This window comes from Streptomyces chisholmiae (assembly GCF_031845445.1).
Lineage (GTDB): Bacteria > Actinomycetota > Actinomycetes > Streptomycetales > Streptomycetaceae > Streptomyces > Streptomyces chisholmiae.
This window is the reverse complement of the sequence record NZ_JAVREO010000153.1, coordinates 1-464: the sequence shown is the minus strand read 5'-3', so window position 1 is coordinate 464 and position 464 is coordinate 1. Positions and strand designations below refer to the sequence as shown.

At 71.3% G+C, this 464-nt stretch carries 1 protein-coding gene; it reads left to right on the top strand.

What is annotated here, in order from left to right:
- The first annotated feature begins 186 nt into the window (after nucleotides 1-186).
- Nucleotides 187-402 (top strand): DUF4177 domain-containing protein, encoded by a 216-nt coding sequence (locus RM844_RS32540; RefSeq protein ID WP_311671043.1) that lies wholly within the window; start codon nucleotides 187-189, stop codon nucleotides 400-402.
- Nucleotides 403-464 lie beyond the last annotated feature (62 nt).

Genomic DNA, 464 nt, shown 5'->3' with positions numbered 1-464 from the left:
CACCGCCGACGGCGGGACGTCATCGGCGACCGCGGCGAGACGCCATCGGCTGCCACGGCGTGGGCAGCCCCGCCCGATCGAAGCCGGTACCCGGCCCGCGCTCGACCCCGTCACCGAACGGATGATTGTCTTGCCCTGGCCACTTCCATTCCCACCCGGCTCGGCCGGCAGGAGGACCCGCACCTCATGAGCAGCGCCCACAGCTACGAGTACAAGGTCGTCACGTTCCGGGAGTCGCTTATCGGCGACGCCCTGGACAGCGACAAACTGGAGAAGATCCTCAACGAGCACGCCGCGGACGGCTGGGCGCTGAAGGCCATCACGGCCGCCGACGTCAAGGGCCGCATAGGCCCTGGAGCCGTGGAGGGACTGCTCCTGACCTTCGAGCGCCCGCGCGGCTGACGGTCGCGACGCTCCCCGAGACAGACCGGACGGCCCCTGCCCCGCGCGGGACAGGGGCCGTC